16 protein-coding genes and 1 pseudogene are annotated in these 18,674 nt (G+C 44.6%); 1 reads left to right on the plus strand and 16 read right to left on the minus strand.

Annotated elements, in window-relative coordinates; genetic code table 11:
- Positions 1 to 195: 195 nt before the first annotated feature.
- From astA to pilM, 16 genes and pseudogenes are all read right to left on the minus strand, one after another.
- Positions 196 to 1,215 carry an arginine N-succinyltransferase gene (gene astA / locus ACP45E_RS20485; RefSeq protein ID WP_017038796.1) on the minus strand — a complete coding sequence of 340 codons (1,020 nt, stop codon included), beginning with the start codon at positions 1,213 to 1,215 and terminating at the stop codon, positions 196 to 198.
- Between the two features lie 85 nt (positions 1,216 to 1,300).
- Positions 1,301 to 2,536 (minus strand): aspartate aminotransferase family protein, encoded by a 1,236-nt coding sequence (locus tag ACP45E_RS20490; RefSeq protein ID WP_017038795.1) that lies wholly within the window; start codon positions 2,534 to 2,536, stop codon positions 1,301 to 1,303.
- A 409-nt stretch (positions 2,537 to 2,945) separates the two neighbouring features.
- On the minus strand, positions 2,946 to 3,524 hold the full coding sequence (locus ACP45E_RS20495) for an aminodeoxychorismate/anthranilate synthase component II (RefSeq protein ID WP_026026742.1): 579 nt from the start codon (positions 3,522 to 3,524) through the stop codon (positions 2,946 to 2,948).
- Positions 3,525 to 3,671: 147 nt separating this feature from the next.
- Complete coding sequence (locus ACP45E_RS20500; RefSeq protein ID WP_017038793.1) at positions 3,672 to 6,269, minus strand: ExeM/NucH family extracellular endonuclease; 2,598 nt, start codon at positions 6,267 to 6,269, stop codon at positions 3,672 to 3,674.
- A gap of 343 nt (positions 6,270 to 6,612) precedes the next feature.
- Entirely contained in the window at positions 6,613 to 7,629 is a 1,017-nt protein-coding gene (trpS, locus tag ACP45E_RS20505; protein WP_017038792.1) for a tryptophan--tRNA ligase, read from the minus strand.
- A gap of 125 nt (positions 7,630 to 7,754) precedes the next feature.
- Complete coding sequence (locus ACP45E_RS20510; RefSeq protein ID WP_017038791.1) at positions 7,755 to 8,441, minus strand: phosphoglycolate phosphatase; 687 nt, start codon at positions 8,439 to 8,441, stop codon at positions 7,755 to 7,757.
- A gap of 120 nt (positions 8,442 to 8,561) precedes the next feature.
- Positions 8,562 to 9,236 carry a ribulose-phosphate 3-epimerase gene (rpe, locus tag ACP45E_RS20515; RefSeq protein WP_017036106.1) on the minus strand — a complete coding sequence of 225 codons (675 nt, stop codon included), beginning with the start codon at positions 9,234 to 9,236 and terminating at the stop codon, positions 8,562 to 8,564.
- 166 nt (positions 9,237 to 9,402) lie between these two features.
- Positions 9,403 to 10,248: a Dam family site-specific DNA-(adenine-N6)-methyltransferase gene (locus tag ACP45E_RS20520; RefSeq protein WP_017036107.1), complete on the minus strand. Its 846-nt coding sequence runs from the start codon at positions 10,246 to 10,248 to the stop codon at positions 9,403 to 9,405.
- Between the two features lie 69 nt (positions 10,249 to 10,317).
- Positions 10,318 to 11,811 carry an AAA family ATPase gene (locus tag ACP45E_RS20525; RefSeq protein ID WP_017036108.1) on the minus strand — a complete coding sequence of 498 codons (1,494 nt, stop codon included), beginning with the start codon at positions 11,809 to 11,811 and terminating at the stop codon, positions 10,318 to 10,320.
- A gap of 40 nt (positions 11,812 to 11,851) precedes the next feature.
- Entirely contained in the window at positions 11,852 to 12,958 is a 1,107-nt protein-coding gene (aroB, locus tag ACP45E_RS20530; protein WP_017036109.1) for a 3-dehydroquinate synthase, read from the minus strand.
- A gap of 25 nt (positions 12,959 to 12,983) precedes the next feature.
- Positions 12,984 to 13,502, minus strand: a complete 519-nt coding sequence (gene aroK, locus ACP45E_RS20535; protein WP_017036110.1) for a shikimate kinase AroK — start codon at positions 13,500 to 13,502, stop codon at positions 12,984 to 12,986.
- Positions 13,503 to 13,690: 188 nt separating this feature from the next.
- Positions 13,691 to 15,307, minus strand: a pseudogene (locus ACP45E_RS20540) (type IV pilus secretin PilQ); the annotation flags it as partial.
- Positions 15,308 to 15,426: 119 nt separating this feature from the next.
- Positions 15,427 to 15,942 (minus strand): pilus assembly protein PilP, encoded by a 516-nt coding sequence (locus ACP45E_RS20545; protein WP_017036112.1) that lies wholly within the window; start codon positions 15,940 to 15,942, stop codon positions 15,427 to 15,429.
- Positions 15,932 to 16,522: a type 4a pilus biogenesis protein PilO gene (locus tag ACP45E_RS20550; RefSeq protein ID WP_017036113.1), complete on the minus strand. Its 591-nt coding sequence runs from the start codon at positions 16,520 to 16,522 to the stop codon at positions 15,932 to 15,934. Before ACP45E_RS20550 ends, ACP45E_RS20545 begins: the two co-directional genes overlap by 11 nt.
- Positions 16,515 to 17,240, minus strand: a complete 726-nt coding sequence (locus ACP45E_RS20555) for a PilN domain-containing protein (RefSeq protein ID WP_017038788.1) — start codon at positions 17,238 to 17,240, stop codon at positions 16,515 to 16,517. The genes ACP45E_RS20550 and ACP45E_RS20555 overlap by 8 nt, the downstream gene beginning before the upstream one ends.
- A complete protein-coding gene (pilM, locus tag ACP45E_RS20560) occupies positions 17,230 to 18,228 on the minus strand; it encodes a type IV pilus assembly protein PilM (protein WP_017038787.1) in 999 nt (332 codons plus the stop codon). Before pilM ends, ACP45E_RS20555 begins: the two co-directional genes overlap by 11 nt.
- A 140-nt stretch (positions 18,229 to 18,368) precedes the next feature.
- Between pilM and ACP45E_RS20565 the strand changes: the two genes are divergently transcribed.
- A partial coding sequence (locus ACP45E_RS20565; protein WP_198927774.1) for a transglycosylase domain-containing protein occupies positions 18,369 to 18,674 on the plus strand: 306 nt, incomplete at its 3' end.

Consider the following 18,674-nt stretch of genomic DNA (forward strand, 5'->3'; position numbering starts at 1 on the left):
CCGCTCTTCCGATCTAGCGGGAGTCGCGCTATCACCTTGCCATATTTGCTGGTTGTTGTATGGGCTTGTTGAAACCATCGCATCGCCTTGTCCAGCGATCCACTCGCCACCAATCCAATGAGTCATAATGAAATCCTTGTACATTTTTTCTGAGAAAATTAGGTTACCGAAGAAACAAATTACGGATAAAAACCGTTACTGGGCGAGCATACGCACATAGTCATCCTGAGAAACCTGCAATGCTTTAGCAACATCAGACGCTAATATCACCGTGTTACTTGCGTGGTCATACGCTGCTTTTGCTGCGGTGGCACGGAAGTTCTCAAATGACGTATTTGATATTAAGTAATGATCAGCACTTGTGTGCTCTGAAATCACGACCTTGGCTCGAAATGAGTGACGTACTGACTCAATATTTCGAGCGTCACACTCTACGGTAGGGCCTGCATCAAAAATATCGACGTAGTTTCGACAGGTGAAGCCCTCACGCTCTAGCAGTTTCAGTGCTGGCAATGTGTTGTCATGAACTTTACCAATCACAGCCTGAGCTTCTTTACTCAGCAAGTTGATATAGATTGGCAGCTTAGGCATCAGATCGGCGATAAAGCCTTTCTTACCAATACCGGTTAAATAATCGGCCATGGTGAAGTCAATCGAGAAAAAATGCTCCTGGAGCCATTGCCAAAATGGGGAATTTCCTTCGTCATCGGATACCCCACGCATCTCCGCGAATATGGTTTTAGAGAATCGATGTGGGTGTTCCGCCAGCATCAAGAATCGACACTTAGACATCAAACGTCCATTCAGCCCACCACGAAAACTTGGTCGTAAAAACAGCGTGCAAATTTCGGTACAGCCCGTGTAGTTATTACCAAACGTCAGCAATTTAACCACGTTATTCACGCCCAATTTAGGCGATGCGTGCACCACAGTACTGATGTGGTAGGAATAAAAAGGCACATCCCAACCGATAGAAGCTTCCACTCCTGTACAACCTGCCACTTCACCACTTTCACTATCAAAGCCGACCATTAGGTAGCCTTCATCCCCCGGCTCTGTCACGTCGCCTTTTGCAAAGCTGTATTCAGAGTGTTGGATACGATTAGTCAGTAGTTCTTCGTTAACAGGAAGAGATGTAAAACCGTGACCTGATTCCACTGCACAAGTATGCAAGGCATCGTAGTCAGACATTGAAATGGGACGAATAACCAGCATCGAAATTCCCTCCTGATGCAATAGGGGCTAAAAAGAGTCTCTAGCCCCTGAACGGTATTCAGAAGAATACATATAGGTTGTTAACTTATTTCGAGGTTAACGATGCGATTGCCGCATCAAGCTTAGCAAGCCCTTCTTCGATCTCTTGTGGAGAAATCACCAAAGACGGCGTAAAGCGAACAACATTAGCACCCGCAACCAACACCATAAGCCCATGTTGACCTGCTGCCACTAATACATCACGAGCACGACCTTGCCACTGCTCATTAAGTGCAGCGCCTAGTAACAAGCCTTTGCCACGTATTTCTGCAAAGATTTGGTACTTATCATTAATCTTAGCCAATCCTTGACGAAAGAGCGTTTCACGTTCTTTAACACCCGCTAATGTTTCAGGCTGACTGACAACATCAACCACGGCTTCTGCAACAGCACAAGCAAGTGGGTTACCGCCATAAGTCGAGCCATGAGTGCCCACTTTCAGGTGCTCAGCCAACGCTGCTGTGGTGAGCATTGCGCCAATAGGGAAACCGCCACCGAGTGATTTCGCCGTGCTCAAAATATCCGGTGTGATACCTAACCCTTGATAAGCATAGAAATCGCCGGTACGGCCATTGCCGGTTTGCACTTCATCAAAAATAAGCAGAGCGTTGTATTTATCACACAGCTCGCGAACCGCTTTCATAAATTCGTTCGTCGGAGAGATGATGCCGCCTTCTCCTTGAAGTGGCTCCATCATGATGGCGCAAGTGCGCTCCGACATACGTGCTTCTAGTGCCGCGATATCATTGTATGGTAAATGCGTAATATCACCGGGTTTTGGGCCAAAACCATCTGAATAAGCCGCCTGACCACCCACAGTCACAGTGAAGAAAGTACGACCATGGAACCCTTGTTCAAAGGCAATAATTTCTGATTTTTCAGGGCCATGAACATCCGCAGCCCAGCGACGAGCTAGCTTGAGTGCCGCCTCATTGGCTTCCGCACCTGAGTTAGCAAAGAACACTTTTTCAGCAAAGCTAATCTCAGTCAGTTTTTTAGCCAATCGCAGTGCCGGTTCATTCGTCATGACATTACTTAAATGCCAAATTTTATTACCTTGTTCTGTTAGTGCGTTGACCATAGCTGGATGACAATGACCTAGACAGCTCACCGCAATACCACCAGCAAAGTCGATGTACTCATGACCTTCTTGATCCCAAACTCGCGCGCCTTCCCCTTTTACTGGAATCATTTCCATTGGGTTATAACAAGGCACCATCACCTCGTTAAATAATTCGCGTTCTACCTTTTCTTTCCCTGAACCAAAATTTTCAGCTGTCATCGCACATTCCCTCTTAACACGGCCAACAAGCAGATCGGCATATTTCCCTCTAAACAATAAAGGAATATAAAATTTCGCACTTTTGCTGCTGCAGCATTGTATTTACATTCAATTAACCATTTCAATAGTGAATTATTCTTTTCAAGTAGGAAAGCACCTACAGATAGTCACTACATATGACTATTTATGCATCAAGTCGGTTCTTTTATGAAGCTTTTTTTTAAATTGAATCTATAAGGAGGGCAGCAACTCAAGCGTATCAAGGTGATAAGCAAAAACAGGATATCTGTTGCGAATAGTTTTTCACTAACCGAACAACGCAAATAATATGAAAGAAATGTTAAGAAAAGTGATCACGGTCAGATCGTAAGCCGGTGACAAAGTTAGGCTAATGGGTGCGTCGAAAAAGTTAACGCGCTAAGAAGTTAGCTAGCAACTCATGGCCTTGCTCTGTTTTGATCGATTCAGGATGAAATTGAACCGCATCGATGGGTAACGTTTTGTGCTGATATCCCATAATTTCATCGATGGAACCGTCGGAAAGAGTGGTCCAAGCGGTTAATTCAAAACAGTCCGGCAGGGTGCCATTTTGTACCACTAACGAATGGTATCGAGTGACCGTTAGAGGGTTATTTAAGCCACGAAAGACGCTGCGATTGGTGTGAGTAATTGGGGATGTTTTGCCATGCATGACCTGTCGAGCACGCACGACGTTTGCACCAAAAACCTGGGCAATAGCTTGATGCCCTAAGCAAACCCCCATAATAGGCAACTGACCGGCAAAGTGCTCGATGGCAGCAAGAGAGATACCGGCTTCATTAGGCGTACAAGGGCCTGGGGAAATAACAAGGTGTGACGGTTTTAACGCTTCGATTCCAGCGACATCAATCGCATCATTACGCACAACCTTAACCTCTGCACCCAATTCACAAAAATACTGGTACAGGTTATAGGTAAACGAATCGTAATTATCGATAATCAATAGCATGGCAACAATACAGCTCAACACATTGAAACACTTTAGAGGGCGGTATTGTGCAATACCAAGTAGGAAAGGCAAGTATTAACGCTGAAAAAAATGAAATAAGGCCAGTAAACACTGGCCTTAACGTTTTACACTTGAATGAGCTAGACGCTAGGAATCACGACGTCGCCACATCATTAGACCGAACATCGACACTAATGCGCCCAGGCCAAATGAACCTCCCATCTGTAACTCTAGAACGGCTGGATCATGGTCAGATGAACGGTAGTGATCTTGGTACTTCGGAAAATCACCTTTAAACTCTTCGTTGTAATCAAACAGCGTCGATTCTCCGCCATTGATATGCCAATCTGTCGCGTCCACCACTTTTTCCGCTAAGCTCTCACTGATCAGTAAGTGATCTAAAGCACCGACTTCATCATTGTATGAGTAACTCCAGCTTTTTGGATGGTGCATCTCAACCGCATTGATATAACCGAAATTCTTGGTGATCACAGCACCATCATCACCAAATTGTGGTTCACCCGCAATAAAGGTATTACGTGCCGCTTTGATCTCTTTGCCGTACTTCTCAGCACTGTAATCGGTAAGGATAAGCATTGGATCTTCCTTACCATACGCATTCATATCACCAAGAATGACTTTATGCCCTTTGATCTCTTCCAGAGCTTCACCTAACGCAACCACTGCAGCAACTCGGAAGTTTTCACACGACCCTTGCTTATCGGCGTCAACCCCGCCTTGACCGCCTTGCTCAATCGGAGCCGCATCTTCCCAACATTTTGAGCCTTTCGATTTAAGGTGATTCACTGCAACGGTGATTTTTTCTTTCGTTCCTTTCACTTTAAACGTAGGAGCAAGAGAATCACGTTGATAGTTTTTACCACTTTCAATCACTTTGCCCTTATCATCGATCACTTCAGGTGCCAGCTGACTTGGCATCGCAATCACGCGGCTCTGTTTTAGCTTCACCGCCTTACTGCGATAAATCACACCCGTAGTAATGACATCGGTCCCAATGGAATCCAGATGATTGGTCTCACCGTCTTGATTAGAATCGATCGCCACAAATTTATAGTGATCTTTTTGTTTCGGGATACGCAAGTTAATTTGATCGACGAGTTGCGTAATCGCTCCGCTGGCACCAAACCCATTGTTTTCAATTTCCATCAAGCCAATGATGTCGGCATCAAGCAACAAAATAGCATTGACGATTTTTTGCTGTTGAACTTCAAACTCTTCGTAGCTATTTGCACCGCGGTTGTCGCCATGTAAATTCGCATCACCACCAAATGGAGAATTGAAGTAGTTCAATACATTGAATGTCGCGATACGTAAATCCCCTCGATTCATTTGAGGGCGTTCAGTACGTGGATCGTTGCGAACAAAATTATCACGGCTCAATTGATTGGTCGCAATGAGTCGATACTCGCCGTAGCTGTAACTTAAAACACCTTCTAGCCCAATAATCGAATCATCGATGCGAATGTAATCTTCCGTTGACCCATTTTGATCGATATCTGTGCGGCCAAAGTCTGGATAGTACGGGATCTGTCCGTTGGGGGCTTTCTGATCGGTCTCAACAAATACTCGAGCCAGTTTATTACGCTGATTTTGCTCATTCGCTTGCTCAGAGCCTGCCGCATACAATTGGTTTGGCTGCATATTAATTTCACCTTGCGCCAGCACCATATTGTCACGACGCCCGGCATAGTCATAGCCAAATGTACGCGTCACACGCATATCAAGCGCTTCTGTGGTTTTGACTAACATGCCTTCATAGCGCTCTAGAGTTTGTTCGAAATTTTCATCGCTTTCTAGTATTTCAATGGCAACCGCTGAAGGTGCCGTTTGGCCACTGACCTTAATCCAGTTGTTGTTTTCTACTTTGAGTTGAGTATGGCTGTAATACTCTTGGATCTTACCTTTGACACAAACAATATCACCAGCCACTAAGTCTGATTGAGATGAATTAGTATGAACAAACAATCCTTCCGATGTGCTTGAATTATAGTCGTCATTCAAGGCCTGAAGATAAAACCCTTTCGTCAGCCCTGTGGTCACCGCCGTCACCACACCTTCGACGAAATATTCCTCATCCGTAATATATGGGTAGCCGCTGATAAACGGAGAGCTAGCCCCTTCTCCTTGGATATCTTGAATAGCAGTAAAGACGGGCGTTGAATCGTTTTGAGTACAAGCAAAGGCTTGTGGCAATTCAACCGCTTCCAACGCCCCTAACCCTTCAATATTGTCAGTGGCTAGTGCCACCCATTGAGATGCTTGGTAAGTGGTAGAAGGGGTCAGCTCGGCACGAACCAAGGTCACATCTTTACCCCAATCGACATCACCCATAATGCCTAGCATGTCATGAACACTGCCATCAGCTTTGAGCAGTGCTATCGGGTCATCACCATTAAAGTTCACCACTGAGCCGTTATTCTCATTGGTGACATCTTGTATCGCCTGGCTTGCGCTTGAGTGAGAAATGACTAAGACTTGATTCGCCTCAATCACTTTGCCGGCAAGAGACAAAGTACTTCCCCATGAGCCATTACCATTGCTCGATTTAGCCAATTGAAAGCCATCTAAACTCACGGCGGTATCACCGGTGTTGGCAATTTCGATGGCTTTGTTGTAACTGGTGCCTTCCACATATTGAGAAAGAATCACATCAGCGAGTGCGGGTGCAGCCAGCGTTGAACCCACCACAAGAGCAAGCAAGCTACGTGTAAATTTGGTTTCCATTATCTACCTCTGAGTACCATCAAGAATGTCGTGTTGCATTTAAGATGGTGTTCCATGTCACGTTAATTGAATTGTCGTTTTTATTTTGCCCGCTCAGTGTTGGACTTTTATGTAAGCAATAGAAACATTCACCCTATTTATCGAGATCTCGATCTCATATACAAATCAAATAGCTGAATGGAGCGCATGCTTTCAACAAGCAAAGTAAACGGAAAGAGAGGATTGGTGGGGGCCTGTAGATAACTGATGGATTTATAAATAAAAAAGCCCTTAGCATGGCTAAAGGCTTTGAACAATCACGGTGCTATTGTCGTTATAGAATCAACGAAGACTCAGCATTCGTTTATGGGCGGGCAACAAAACCCACCGCTTCGTACGCTTTTTTCAGTGTCACAGCAGCGCGTTCTGACGCTTTTTCTGCACCCGCTTTCATTACTGCGTCCATGTAAGCACGATCAGCACGGATCCGGTGGTATTCAGATTGAATCGGCTCAAGCATCTCTACCAATGCAGCGCCCACATCTTTCTTAAATGGCCCATACATTTCAACGCCTTTATAGTCAGCCTCAATCTCTTCGAACGTTTTACCCGTTGCCGCAGAGTACAAACCCATTAGGTTCGAGATACCGGCTTTGTTTTCCCAATCATTAGCGATACGTGGTGGCGTTTCAGCATCGGTCTGAGCTTTATTGATCTTCTTGATGATCGACTTAGGCTCTTCTAGCAGAGTGATTACATTCTTACGGTTATCGTCTGACTTAGACATCTTCTTAGTCGCATCTTGCAGGCTCATTACACGAGCATTCACTTGTGGAATGTACGGTTCTGGCACTTGGAAGATTGGCGTTTCAGGGCCGTAGATGTTGTTAAAACGAGTCGCAATATCACGCGCTAACTCTAGGTGTTGTTTCTGATCGCTACCTACTGGCACTTGGTGAGCGCCGTAAAGCAAGATATCTGCTGCCATCAACACAGGGTAATCGTATAAACCTACATTTACGTCGTTTGAGTGACGTGCAGACTTATCTTTAAACTGAGTCATACGGCTCAGTTCACCCATTTGAGTGTAACAGTTAAGAAGCCAACCAAGTTGAGCATGTTCTGGGACGTGTGATTGAACAAATAGCGTGCTCTTCTTTGGATCAACACCAACCGCAAGACAGATGGCCAATGCGTCTAGAGTCGCCTCATGCAGCGCTTTTGGATCTTGACGAACCGTAATGGCGTGCAGGTCGACAACGCAATACTGACAATCGTAATCATCTTGCATCTGCTGCCACTGACGTAGAGCACCCAAGTAGTTACCGATACTAAGTTCACCTGATGGTTGAACACCACTCAATACGATGGGCTTGCTCATGCTAATGATTCCTTTGACTTCATAATGATTAATTAAAAAAACCGTGTCGAATTGATCAACACGGTTTTAGCAGTGTACTCATTGGCAAGTATATTACTAGAGGCTTGTCGTAACTTTTCTGAGCTTTACGCTGAAACGAGAACGACTTCGAGCAATTGACCAATATCATCAGCCACATAGTCAGGGTTAGACGCAGAAATCGGCTCACCGTGGTTATAACCATAGGTAAGACCAAATGAATAGCAACCGGCGTTTTTGGCGGCTTTGATATCATTACTCGAATCCCCGACCATCAGCATTTCATCCGCTTTAACGCCATGTTTTTCTAGCAACCAGTTTAACGCCATCGGATCCGGTTTTTTGTTCGCGAAAGTATCGCCACCAATGACATCAGTAAAGTACTGAGCAATATCATGCTGAGCCAGCACGTCCGGCACAAATTTCGTCGGCTTGTTGGTCACGATAGCCATAGTAAAGCCCGCTTTGGAGAGCGCCGCGAGGGTCTCTTTAACCGATGGATAAAGGTGGCTCAGCTTATGACCCCCTTGCTCATAAAAGTCATCAAACAAGATGCGGGCTTTACGGCGAGTCTCTTCACTCAACTCTGGATTCACGGTTAAATTCTGGCTGAGGGATCGGCCAATCAGTATGTCTGCACCGTTGCCAACATAATCACGAACTTGTTCTTCCGTTACAGATGGGAAACCCAAGGCTTTGACAGCAAGGTCAGCAGCGATCGCCAGATCTGGCACGCTATCTAACAGAGTTCCATCTAAATCGAAGGCAATCAGTTTTATTGAGCTTAATGGCATCTTACTTTCCTATTTATTATGTTCGTCTTAAAGGTTGAGCTACAAGACGTAAAAAAGGGGGCAATGCGCCCCCCTTAATTTAAATTTTTGATTTTAGGTCAACAGACCTTAGTTCTACTTTTATGCGTTAACTTTTGCAAGCTCAGCGCGCATTTCGTCAATGACTTCTTTGTAATCAGGACGACCAAATATTGCAGAACCTGCAACAAACATATCGGCGCCGGCTTCAGCGATCTCTCGAATGTTATCGACTTTAACACCACCATCAATCTCTAAGCGAATATCACGGCCAGATTCATCAATCATCTTACGAACAGAACGAAGCTTATCAAGAGTGTGAGGAATAAACGATTGACCACCAAACCCTGGGTTCACCGACATCAGAAGAATCATGTCGACCTTATCCATAATAAACTCAAGACAAGACAATGGGGTTGCAGGGTTTAATACCACGCCCGCTTGGCAACCATGTTCTTTGATAAGCTGTAAAGTACGATCAACGTGCTCAGAGGCTTCGACATGGAACGTAATCATCGTCGCGCCCGCTTTCGCGAAATCTGGGATAATGCGATCGACCGGCTTCACCATAAGATGAACATCGATTGGTGCAGTGATGCCATAGTCTCGCAATGCTTTACAGATTGGCGCACCGAACGTTAGGTTAGGTACGTAATGGTTGTCCATCACATCGAAGTGCACAACATCGGCACCGTCTGCGAGTACTTTTTCAACGTCTGCGCCTAGGCGAGCAAAATCCGCCGATAAAATGGATGGAGCGATGAGAAAATCTTTCATACCTAGCCTCTATGTTTAAATTCGTACTTAAATGCGTGCTTAAAATACCTAATGGGATAAACAACCAAACGGATACATAAACCGTTCAAATCGCGAGTTAACTAAAACGGGGATTGAACAAGTTTCGCGCGCAATTCTACATAAGCCAGTCGTGAGATCCTAGTGCTTAAAGTGATTTGTCTGCGATGTGATTTTGTTTTTCATAAAACAGCGCAAGTAGCTCATCGACTTTATTGCGCCCAGCGCCATTCCGACTGATGGTTCGTTTTACTTTCACGGTGTTGAGTTGTGCTCCGTGATAAAGACGACGAGTCAGCGTTGTATCATGGTTGGAAATCAATACCGGAATACCGCGCTCATAAGCGGTTTTCTCAGCGATATCCGCTAGAGCCGCTTGGTCGTCAAGTGAGAACCCATTTCCTGCGTATGAGGTAAAGTTGGATGTCGTCGACAATGGTGCATAAGGAGGGTCGCAATAAACTACACAGCCTTTTCGAGCCCGTTTGAATGTCTCAACGTAACCTTCACAGATAAAGGTCGCTTTCTTTGCTTTTTGCGCAAAAAACTCGAGTTCCGCTTCTGGAAAGTAGGGTTTTTTGTATGACCCAAACGGCACGTTAAACCCACCTTTTTTGTTATAACGGCACAAGCCATTAAAGCCAAAACGGTTCATGTACAGAAAGGCCAATGAACGATACATCACATCATCGGTTGCATTGAATTGAGCGCGTACGTCTAAGTACACCTCTTTTTGATTATGGTGTGGAGTGAACCAACGTTTGGCTTCTGAAATATAGAGCTCGGGTTGCTCTTTTAAGAGATTGTATAAGTTAATGAGGTCCGGGTTAATATCAGCCAGCAGGTATTGCTCAAAATCTGTATTAAGGAAAACGGAACCAGCGCCAATAAAGGGCTCTATTAACTTACGAGCAGGAGGCAGGTGATGTTGAATATCTTCAACGAGGCCATATTTTCCACCCGCCCATTTTAAAAAGGCACGCTGCTTTTTCATTTACTGCTCTGTCTATCCACCACAAAATAAGGCTGCGAAATGTAACATATTTTCGCATTAAGCTCAGCGTTATTTCTCACGATCGATTTCTCTATGAACCTGACTCATTGATTTCGCCCAAGGCCCAAGTTCACGCAGCGCTTCTGGCAGTGTATCGACGGCGTCTCTGGCAACCTGAATCGTTGGGTAGTTTTCATAAGTCACAATATACCACTCGATGTCATTTCGCATGGTTGGATAAACACGAACTTGATCTTCGATAGCGTACTGCTCGATAAATTCTTGGACTTCGGTTAACGAGTTCATGGCGGCGAGTTGGAGCGTGTAACTACGCGGTGAAAATGCCTTCAATGCCTCGCGAGAAAATGAGAATGTGATGATTTTTTCACTCGGTGCGGATTCGGCTTCAATCACAGATTCTGCTTCAACACCCTCATCGGCTTGTTGCTGAGCGTCTGTAATGGCATTGTCAATCGTGCTGGTGTCCGCCGGTTTATCATCTAACAGGGCATCAACCACATCCGAGTTAATCACGACACGTTGCTGATCATCATCAGCGAGCCCTACACTTGCCGTTTCGTCCACCACATCCGGTGGGAGCGACATACTGTCATCAATCGCACCTTGGTAGCTAGGATCAACAAGTTCAGCACCACCTTGGTTTTCATTGGTAACCAACTCGCCATCCATCGTCGTAACCGATGAAGACACACTAGGAAGCGTTGGGATAACGGTCTGTTCAAGGCTATCGGTTATCTGTTGCGCTTTCTCATCGGGTGAAGGCTGGCTAATCATCCAATAGTAACCACCACCAATAATCAACAAGAGTAAAATAATGAGTGCAGCAATTTTGCCAGGAGAGCCGACAATTGAACGAATGATGATACGTTTTTCCACTTTATGATCTCCTAATGCCATGATTGCACCCGGTAAAGGCGGGGTCTTTTTGTACACCTGACGAACTCGTTTTTCTAGATTATCATCCACATATCGAATGACAAGAAATTCAAAGAACCGCTCCGCCTCTTCTGAACGTAGTGAATCAACCTCTAATTCAATCGGTTTGTGCTCTTGCCCGTAGCTTAAACGGGTTAGCAAACCCTCGATGCTATTGGATTTAGCAAACAGAACGACGTTAATGCTCCAATGGGGATTGCTTTGCGCTTCAAGAACCAACATCCACAGTTCTGAAATAAACGACTCGGTCAATAAGTGGGCATCATCAACCACAATGACGAGATCACAAGGTTCGCCTTCTAAGATTTGCTCAAGGCTATCAACGAGGGAATCTTGGGGGCTAAAAAGAGAGTTGGAAATGATCTGATTTAAAATAGTAGAACGGCGTTGAGAGTCATCTTGATTGGGGTGACACATCAGCAATGACTGATTTTTATCTTGCGCCCAAGCTTCTAGGTAACGTTGCGCCAACCACGATTTTCCCGCACCAATCTCACCACCGACGGTGACAAGATTGGAGCCGAAATTAGTCAATAGCTGTAAACGCTCTAGCAACTCGGTTTGAGACTCTAATTCCAACACACGTGATTCATGCGTTAAACTCATTAGGCCGTCCTACTGACAGAAGACTGTCTATAAAATAAAATTATATACTACGACAAAAATCAATGGCTTGCTCAAGTACAGATTCAGGAACACCTTTAACGACTTCAGCAGTACCGATACTGGTGGGTAGCACTAAGCGAAGTTCTCCGGCCAATACCTTTTTGTCTCTCATCATGTGCTTCATAAAATCACCAAAAACCATGCTTTCTGGGGTATGTACCGGCAACTTTGCATTTTTAAGTATAGAAATGATTCGCGTAACTTGCTGCTCAGAAATCAATCCTTGCAGTTGTGCTGTTTTCGCCGCCATAACCGTACCCGATGCAACCGCTTCCCCATGCAACCAATTACCATACCCTAGTTCCGCTTCAATGGCATGGCCAAATGTATGACCCAGGTTCAATAAAGCACGAATACCCGACTCTTTTTCATCCTGAGCGACGACTTCAGCTTTGATTTCACAGCAACGAGATATTGCATAATTTAATGCTTCTTTATCAAGGGCGTAGAGTTTATCTAAATTGATTTCTAGCCACTCAAAAAAAGCGACATCGTAAATGATGCCATATTTGATCACTTCAGCAATGCCCGCTGCAAATTCACGCTCAGGCAGGGTAGCTAAACAGTCGGTATCAATGATGACAGATTTAGGTTGGTAGAAGGCACCAATCATATTTTTGCCAAGTGGATGATTCACCGCCGTTTTCCCACCGACAGAAGAGTCGACTTGCGATAATAATGTCGTAGGAATTTGGATGAAGTCCACACCGCGCTGGTAGCACGAAGCAGAAAAGCCAACAAGGTCACCAATCACACCACCACCCAGTGCTACCACAACCACATCGCGGCTATAATTGCCTTCTAACAGAAAGGTCATGACTTGATTAAAGGTATCGAGGCTCTTGTATTGTTCACCATCGGGAAGTTCGAGTAATGAGGTTTCACAACCAAGCTGCTTAAACTGAGCCAAAATTTGGTCGGCATAAAGCGGAGCAACGGTCACATTACTGATAACCACTACTTTCTGATAAGCAGAGAATGCTTGATCGATATAAGAAGAAAAAAGTTGTGCCGAATTATTAAATAATCCGGCACCGATAGAGATTGGGTAGCTTCGCTCGCCCAAACTGACCGTAATCCGTTCCATGGTTTGCTCTCCGATAAAAAACGACTTAACGTTCTTCTAGCATTTTTACGATCTGATTGGCTACTACTTTTGCACTCTGGTCATCGGTACGAACGGTATAATCCGCTACTTCTTCGTAGAGGTTATTGCGCTCACCCGCCAAAGATTCTAATACATCTCTCGGATTGTCCGTTTGTAGCAACGGGCGCTTCTTGTCGCGATTTGTACGCGCAAGTTGCTTTTCAATTGTTGTTTCTAGGTAAACAACAATGCCACGTGCAGATAGACGATTACGGTTATCCTTACTATTTACAGAGCCGCCCCCTGTCGCAAGAACAATGCCTTGCTTGTCAGTTAGATCATTGATGACAGATTCTTCTCGCTTACGGAAGCCTTCTTCGCCCTCAACATCAAAAACCCATGCGATATCAGCACCTGTGCGTTCTTCAATAACTGTATCTGAGTCTAAAAACTCCATATGCAGTTGTTGAGCAAGGTGTCTACCAATTGTACTTTTGCCGGCGCCCATTGGGCCAACAAGAAAGATATTGCGTTTCTCAGCCATGTTTTTAGCAGTAATTTACAACGTTAATTCAATGACATCGCCACAAGAGTAACCTGAAATTTTCAAGTCTTATAGTTGCTTGTGGCACCTATTCCTCACAGATGTTTCGTGATAAGACCCGAAATTATCTAGATCTGATGACACTAATGCAACTTTATTTTTTGTTGATCGCGATTATTTATTCCCCACTACTGGAGAATTACTTTCGGAGTCACGAAAATTAGCAGTTCACTTTTGCCTTTTTGTTCATAAGTTCGGCGGAAAAGCGCCCCCAATAATGGTAGATCACCAAGCAATGGCACTTTATCTACCGAATTGGTGGTGCTGTGCTGGTAAATTCCACCGAGCACCACGGTTTCCCCATTATTGACCAGTACTTGAGTTCCAATTCTTTGTGTGTCAATCGCCACCGCCTCCCCGGTTCCCGTCTTAACGATTTCTCCCGGCCTGTCTTGAGTCACACTTAAATCAAGCACTAAACGATTGTCTGGGGTGATTTGAGGGGTGACTTTCAAACTTAAGACCGCTTTTTTAAATGCCACGGTCGTTGCGCCACTAGACGAGGACTCTAGATACGGAATTTCGGTGCCTTGCTCAATATAGGCTGGTTTTTTATTGGTAGTAATCAAGCGGGGGCTAGAAATAATCTCAGCCTTCGATTCACGCTGTAATGCCGACAGTTCAAGATCAAGTAACATGTCTGAGCCTAATTTGGCCACTTGAAACGCAATTGATGAAGCATTCGCTGACGTCGCGCCTAAATTAACATTGAGAAAGTCATCAATGGGCAACTCATCCCCCGCCAACGCGCCTACTTGCCATAAGTTACTTTCTATCGATCCCCCTGCGGTATTATTCCCATTGGTATGAGTAAACCCCCAACGAACACCGAGATCATCCATGTTGCCTTCATTAATGGTCACTATGCGAGCTTCAATCTGCACTTGCTTTACAGGAATATCAAGTGAAGAAACAATGTCACGAATAATCTCAATATTGTCAGGCAACTCGCGAATCAGTAAAGAATTGGTTCGTTCATCAATGCTGATGGAACCACGATCAGACAGCATGCTCACAGGGCCATCTCCGCCAATCATATCGGCAATATCAGAAGCTTTAGCAAAGTTAATTTTGAGAATGTCGGAAGAGAGATCGCCTAACTCCTCAGCAAGGCGGGATTTTTCGAGTTTTTGCTGTTCTTGCAAATCAAGCTCTGCGGTTGGCGCGACCAAAATAACATTCCCTTCTACTCTTTTATCCAGCCCTTTGACTTGCAAGATAATATCAAGAACCTGTTGCCAAGGCACCCCGTCCAAGCGCAAGGTAAGATTACCGGACACCGAGTCAGACACGACTAAGTTGAATGCGTTGTAATCGGCGATGAGCTGCAAGACATTCCTTACCGGGATATCTTGGAAGTTTATTGAAATCAGCTTGCCTTCTTTTTCGAGTAGACTGGCCTGCTTGGGCTTTTGAACGGCTTTGGCTTGAGTCACCACAACGTCAAGATACTTCCCTTTCAAACTGTAGTTAAAATCATAATCACCACTGATGGACGCCACCAACAAAGTACTCGGCTCTTTACGAAATACCTCAATATTCTGCACCACTGTGCCGAAGTCTTTGACATCGAGTAGATACAACTGCTCATCACTGACATCGGTTTGCAGTAGCTCAATACTCAGCCCTTCTTGCACCTTCTGCAAATCAACAACCGAAGATGGACTGGCTAGCTCGATAATTATGCGTGCGCTTTTGTCACCATCCACCCGAAAATCAATGCTTTTCAATTGATTGGTGTCAGCTGCCAGCACATTAACACTGAAGAGTAGAATGCTCAGTAGAGTGACGGTGAATAACGAACAAACTGTCGCTATTTTCATTGTTAATCCTTTAATCATGATGATATCTCAAACAAATAATTCTATTTAAGAGCAAGCTTGACGTTACGCTTACTCCAGCAACCTAGGCCATCGGGCAGCGTTTCATTAATCAACACATAATGAGATGTCACTCTAGTGACTCTGCCGTTATTAAGACCAATAAACTGACCCTCACTCACGTTGATCACTTGACCTTTAGGCGTTTGGACGAGCGCTGACACGCTATTCGCACTCCCCATGACGCCTTTTAATCTCAACTTACTCATTGGATAGCGTTCAAGCGGCCCTGATTTGGTTCGCTTTGGGGGTTGCCAACAATCTTTTTTAACCATCGCCTGCTCTTGTACCAGTGCTGCACTGGGTAAAAAAAACGGCTCACGAAGCTCGGTACTCTGGTAAGCGGAAGCTTGAAACATAATCACGGGCTCTAGGCGAACAACCTCTTTACGGGCCTGGGATTCAATGGCCTGAATATACTCATCGATCGAGTCATTGTTGGCTTGGCAACCGTTCAGAAAGCCCGCGAAGAGAAAAAGAAAAAAACCATTAGCCTTCATCTTTGACCTCCGCTTTGAATTGATAGGTATAAGCGCGGACCCGAAAATGTAATGTGCTGCTTTCTTGACTCACTCGCTGCCAATCAATGTCTTCAAGAACGATGATTCTTGGTAAGTTCGCAATGGCCTCTGAAAAATGACCGATGTTGTCGTAACTTCCCGTCAATTCAAAGTTGAGAGGCAACCGATACAAAAACGTCTGATTCTGCCTTTGGCCCCAATCGATACGAGTAAAGGTCAGTGAATTCTTTAAACCAAATTCATTGACCGATGCCAACATGCTTGCCAACTCTTTCTGTTCCGGTAACTGACGCAACAGGTAATCGTATCGCTCTTCCAGCTCATCAAGCTGAGCACGTAATACGGGTAGAGTGGCCGCTTTATTGGCTTTTATTCGCAAGGTTGACTTCAGTGTTTGCTCTTCATCTTTCAATACTTCAAGCTGTTCCATTTTAGGTAAAATATAAAACCAGCCACCGACTCCCTGTAAGAGAATGAGGAGCAGCAGCAATACCAACATCTGAGGCAATAAAGGCCATTCTGTCACTTCATCGATGTCCAGGTCTCGAAAATTAACCATGCAGAACCCCCATACCATCTAGCTCTTCAACACAGTGATGAACATTCAAGATCGCTAAGCACATTGCACGGCGGCGTTCTTTATCGGCTATCTTTTCACTCGGTATCTGGCCACTTAGTGTCTTGCTACTCGGTCTCATTTGGCTAATACCATCATCGAGAGGACGTTCATCGGTCACTGCAATGCGGAAAGACGCTTCGAAAGTCTGATAGCTTTGACCAAAACGCTTTTGATCATGGATGATAGAGTGCATTGAGACATCTTCTAAAAATGCAGACTTTTCGAGATTATCGAGCATCGTCGCCAGATGCGCAGTGCTATCGCTGATCCCTTTCATTTCTATTTCATTACCCTTCATTTTTATCTTGTCGACGTACACCCCTTCCGGTACCAACTTCTGTATTTCAACCATAAATTCAGTACTTCTATTGCGCGAGGATTGCAATTCTTCCACGACAGATAATCGAATGAGTAATGCCGAATGGTCTTGCTCGGTTAGCTTTAGCTCATTGATTTTTTGATCGAGTTGTTCAATGTATCGGGTAAAATAGTTAATTCGCCCTTGCTGTTGATTAAGTTCAGCGATGAAGTACCAACCGGCCACATATTGCAGTAAAAAAGAGACCAGAAGTGACAGCACGATCAAGCTGAAAAATCGTTTTTTGTGCTTTTTACGCTTCTCATCTCGCCACGGTAGAAGGTTTACGCTATAAAGCATGTTGAACCTCCAACCAATCGTGACCTCTCATTGCGATTCCCACTGCGGTATTAAAACCATGCAAATCACTATAATGATGTGGCTTTCTAGTCCGTGGGCGCCCCAACAAAGAGAGAGGATTTAGAACCTGGCATTCAATACAAAGCCTACGCTGAATCTCCTCAACCAACATTGGCGTTGTCGCGCCGCCCCCAGATAACCAAATCCCTTTGACTGCTGAATCACCGTTCACGGACAGCAACATTTGTATTTGCCGCTGAACTCGGTCAATCATCAACTGATTAAATTGATCCGTTTTCTGCTCAAGTAAAGAACCCATCGATGACGGATCTTGATCCATGTATTGTGTACCTAGGGCAATCTCTTTACTAAAATGAGCCTTATTATCAAAGTCCATACACAAAGATGTTTGGGTGTAACCAACATCCACCAACAACCAATCTGGGTGGGCTGTCTTTTTTGCCGCCTGCCGCCAAACGCTCACTAACCCATGAGCTTGAACATCACACACTAACGGAGAAAATCCGGCTTTTTTGACTGAATGGTACCGACTGTCAACCACTTCTTTTTTAGTGGCATAAACTTGATAGGCAGCGGTCGGCGTTTTGCTGTCGTTATCAACCCGCACAAAGTCCAAACTGAGTTCTTCGATAGGAAAAGGGGATTGATGGGAGAAGCCTTGATAGATGGCAAACTCTGTCTCACGCTCGTCAAGATCGCTATCAATTTGCAGTAATTTGCTGATCACTGCGTTATCAGGGATCGCAATCGCGACTCTTTTACTCCAAATGGGGAGAAATTTTCGTAGCTCTTTTAACTTATTGACAATTTGTTGATGATTAACGGTGTGATTATCAGAGAATACATCACCTGAAATGGGCAATTCTTTAAAACTTACGATTGAATAGTCATCACTTGCTGGCTTTAAGACCACGGCTTTAATACTATAGTGGCCAATATCTATACCAGTTATTAATGGTTTACCCATGTGTTTTGCTCCAGTGGCTCTATTGACCAACAATAGAGATCGTTGCTAGCGTTAGCACCGTTATATAAAACTAAGTTATTTTTTATTTTAGAATACAAGGGGTTGCTCTTTGGCTACCTCTACTAATCAGGGATTCTTCGGTGAAGTTCATAAAGCGACTATTTATATTCACATTGGTTTGCATGATTCTTGGAGTCAGTACGATCATTGGTTTCTACTTTTACGTAAAACCAGATCTACCAGACGTAGAAGAGTTACGACACGTTGAGCTTGAAGCTCCGATGCAAGTATTCAGTCAAGATGGCAAATTAATCGCACAGTTTGGAGAAAAACGCCGAACCCCCGTTGAATATCAAGATATTCCTCAGCACTTAATTGAAGCCCTCATCGCGACCGAAGACAGCCGTTTTTACAGCCACTACGGTATTGACCCGATTGGTATTGCT

Origin of the sequence: Vibrio genomosp. F10 str. 9ZD137, assembly GCF_049974785.1 — a bacterium.
Lineage (GTDB): Bacteria > Pseudomonadota > Gammaproteobacteria > Enterobacterales > Vibrionaceae > Vibrio.

Bases quoted from the DNA above. Each gene is read 5' to 3' on its own strand.
- aroB (WP_017036109.1), bottom strand. From the start codon at position 12,958: ATGGAACGGATTACGGTCAGTTTGGGCGAGCGAAGCTACCCAATCTCT.
- ACP45E_RS20525 (WP_017036108.1), bottom strand. From the start codon at position 11,811: ATGAGTTTAACGCATGAATCACGTGTGTTGGAATTAGAGTCTCAAACC.
- ACP45E_RS20500 (WP_017038793.1), bottom strand. From the start codon at position 6,269: ATGGAAACCAAATTTACACGTAGCTTGCTTGCTCTTGTGGTGGGTTCA.
- trpS (WP_017038792.1), bottom strand. From the start codon at position 7,629: ATGAGCAAGCCCATCGTATTGAGTGGTGTTCAACCATCAGGTGAACTT.
- ACP45E_RS20495 (WP_026026742.1), bottom strand. From the start codon at position 3,524: ATGCTATTGATTATCGATAATTACGATTCGTTTACCTATAACCTGTAC.
- ACP45E_RS20550 (WP_017036113.1), bottom strand. From the start codon at position 16,522: ATGGTTAATTTTCGAGACCTGGACATCGATGAAGTGACAGAATGGCCT.
- pilM (WP_017038787.1), bottom strand. From the start codon at position 18,228: ATGGGTAAACCATTAATAACTGGTATAGATATTGGCCACTATAGTATT.
- ACP45E_RS20520 (WP_017036107.1), bottom strand. From the start codon at position 10,248: ATGAAAAAGCAGCGTGCCTTTTTAAAATGGGCGGGTGGAAAATATGGC.
- astA (WP_017038796.1), bottom strand. From the start codon at position 1,215: ATGCTGGTTATTCGTCCCATTTCAATGTCTGACTACGATGCCTTGCAT.
- ACP45E_RS20555 (WP_017038788.1), bottom strand. From the start codon at position 17,240: ATGCTTTATAGCGTAAACCTTCTACCGTGGCGAGATGAGAAGCGTAAA.
- rpe (WP_017036106.1), bottom strand. From the start codon at position 9,236: ATGAAAGATTTTCTCATCGCTCCATCCATTTTATCGGCGGATTTTGCT.
- ACP45E_RS20490 (WP_017038795.1), bottom strand. From the start codon at position 2,536: ATGACAGCTGAAAATTTTGGTTCAGGGAAAGAAAAGGTAGAACGCGAA.
- ACP45E_RS20545 (WP_017036112.1), bottom strand. From the start codon at position 15,942: ATGAAGGCTAATGGTTTTTTTCTTTTTCTCTTCGCGGGCTTTCTGAAC.
- aroK (WP_017036110.1), bottom strand. From the start codon at position 13,502: ATGGCTGAGAAACGCAATATCTTTCTTGTTGGCCCAATGGGCGCCGGC.
- ACP45E_RS20510 (WP_017038791.1), bottom strand. From the start codon at position 8,441: ATGCCATTAAGCTCAATAAAACTGATTGCCTTCGATTTAGATGGAACT.